Genomic DNA, 2,571 nt, shown 5'->3' with positions numbered 1-2,571 from the left:
GGCCGCACGCAAACCCTGCGCATGGTGATCACCGTCTCTGACACGGACGCCATCACGCTTATCATTGATGATTCGATCATTGTCGCCACCGAGGGTTATGTGAATGACCTGCTGGCCGCGCATGAGAAATCACGCAATCATCCGGACGGCACCACGGCGGCAAAAGGTTTCGTCCAGCTCAGTAGCTCGGTAACCAGCGACAGCGAAACCCTGGCGGCGACGCCCAAAGCCGTGAAGGCGGCAAATGATAATGCCAACGGGCGATTGCCGCTGACCGGCGGCACGCTTTCCGGTGGGTTAGCTATCCAGAGCGGTGCGAATAAAATCACCGTCGGGATTGGCACCAATGATGTTTACATTTCCAACAGCGCAGCCAATAAATTTCTCCAGCTTAAACATACCGGCGAGCTGAAATATGATGACAAAGCCGTGTATCACGAAGGCTTTAAACCGACATCGGAAGATGTCGGCGCACTGCCTGCGAACGGGACGGCAGTCGCTGCAACCAAACTCGCCACGGCGCGAAAAATTGCCGGTGTCGCCTTTGACGGAACAAAAGATATCAACCTGACGCCGGATAACGTCGGCGCATTGCCTTCCGGCGGCACCGCCGTTGCCGCAACCAAGCTCGCCACGGCGCGGAAGATTGCCAGTGTGGCGTTTGATGGCACCTCGGATATTACCATCACGTATGCAAACGTCGGTGCCCTGGCTTCTGATGGCACCGCCGTTGCTGCGGGCAAACTGGCCACGGCGCGGAAAATTGCCGGTGTGGTATTTGATGGTACGGCGGATATCAAACTGACCGCTGATAACATTGATGGACTGGGTTCGGCTGCAAAAGTTGACACCCAGGCATCCCTCAACGATTACACGGAAGGACGCGCCGCACTGGTGGGTATGGGCGGGATTGGCTCGCAAAGTGCAACCCGCATTGACGGCGGGGGCATTGATGCGCAGACCGGCGCGCTTTATTCCGGCATCAGTTATTCAGAAGGTGATGGTTACGGCGTTTTAGGGACATCAGGGGACATTGTGACGTTCACCATGAATCGCGGAAGTCGTCCGTGTCGTATTCACATGAAGTATGACGAAAAGCGCGCATGGCTAAGTTTTTATGGCGGCAAAACCTGGTCATATGGTGAGATTTATACCACGTTGCGAAAACCCTCGGCGGCCGACGTTGGCACCTATACGCAGGCTGAAATCACCGATCGCGTGAATGCGCGCGGGGCAAAAAACACGGCGTCTAAAAGTGCCCGCGGATGGTGGAAGTGTGGCGACACCGGGGTGATTTATCAGTGGGGCATCGAGAGTGTGGACGGTGCGACCATTAAAAACTTTAGCTTTCCGGTGACGTTCCCTACGGGATGCGCGTCACTGTTAGTTTCAAACAATATCGAACGAACGGCGGGTGAAATGTCGATGACGGGATATTTGAAATCTACATCCCAGTTCTCGCTGTCAAATACTGCCGCCACTGGCCGGTCAATTTCATGGTTTGCCGTCGGATACTAAGGGGACGTTATGGAGATTTATTATTCAGATGCGGTAAAGGGCTTTTTTGATTCGGAAGTGAATGCGGAGATCCCTCCTGACGCGCTGGAAATCAGCGAAGAAAAGTATTTTGAACTGCTTAACGGCCAGTCCTCCGGCAAAGAGGTCGGGCTTGGGGCTGACGGGTTGCCCGCGCTGGTGGATGCCCCCGCGCCGACGGCTGAGGTGTTAAAGGAGCGTGCGGAGATTTTCAAAGCCAGCTATCTCGCCCAGGCTAAGGAAGCCATTTCGCCTTTACAGGATGCCGCCGATCTGGACGTCGCCACGGATGAGGAAGTGCGCCGGCTGACAGCCTGGAAAACATTTCGTCTTCTGATCAGCCGCATTGATACCGCCGCGCCGGATATCGACTGGCCTCAAATTCCCGTCTGATTGCCTCCTGACTATTGCCCCGCAAGGGGCTTTTTTGTATCGAGCACAGTCATATCTGACCGTGCTGGCCATAGCGTTTTCGGTACCGCACAGACAGATATAACTGTGCTGCAGGTGCGTTGTGCCATTCCTCAAACATCCCTCCCGCCGTGCCTGCGCGTACACAACACGCGATGATTGACCTCACCCCAATCACAGGAAAAACACCATGGCTGATTATCATCACGGTGTGCGCGTTGTTGAAATCAACGACGGCACCCGCGTTATCTCCACCGTTTCCACCGCCATCATCGGGATGGTTTGCACCGCATCCGATGCTGACGCCGAGGCGTTCCCGCTGGATACGCCGGTACTTATCACCAATGTGCTGACCGCCGCCGGAAAGGCGGGCAAAGAAGGCACGCTGTATCAGTCCCTGATGGCAATTGCCAACCAGGCGAAACCCGTTATCGTCGTCGTGCGCGTCGCAGAAGGCGAAGACGACGCGGAAACCACCTCCAACATCATCGGTGGCACCGATGCCACCGGCATGTATACCGGCATGAAAGCCCTGCTGTCGGCACAAACCGAACTCGGCGTGAAGCCGCGCATTCTCGGCGTGCCGGGTCTGGATAATCTGGAAGTCGCCACGGCGCTCGCCGC

3 protein-coding genes are annotated in these 2,571 nt (G+C 56.0%); all 3 read left to right on the top strand.

The genetic code is table 11. The features are described from left to right. Positions 1 to 1,518, top strand: a 1,518-nt coding sequence (locus EYY67_RS24795) for a phage tail protein (protein ID WP_242675638.1), incomplete at its 5' end; no start/stop codon positions are given. A 9-nt stretch (positions 1,519 to 1,527) separates the two neighbouring features. After that, complete coding sequence (locus EYY67_RS24200; protein WP_131694597.1) at positions 1,528 to 1,929, top strand: tail fiber assembly protein; 402 nt, start codon at positions 1,528 to 1,530, stop codon at positions 1,927 to 1,929. Positions 1,930 to 2,137: 208 nt separating this feature from the next. Further along, the coding region (locus EYY67_RS24195; protein WP_479725250.1) for a phage tail sheath protein at positions 2,138 to 2,571 on the top strand (434 nt) is incomplete at its 3' end.

It is taken from the genome of Rahnella victoriana, assembly GCF_004330295.1.
Classification (GTDB): Bacteria; Pseudomonadota; Gammaproteobacteria; order Enterobacterales; family Enterobacteriaceae; genus Rahnella; species Rahnella victoriana.
Note: the sequence above shows the minus strand (reverse complement) of the source record. Positions and strands in the feature narration are given on the sequence as shown.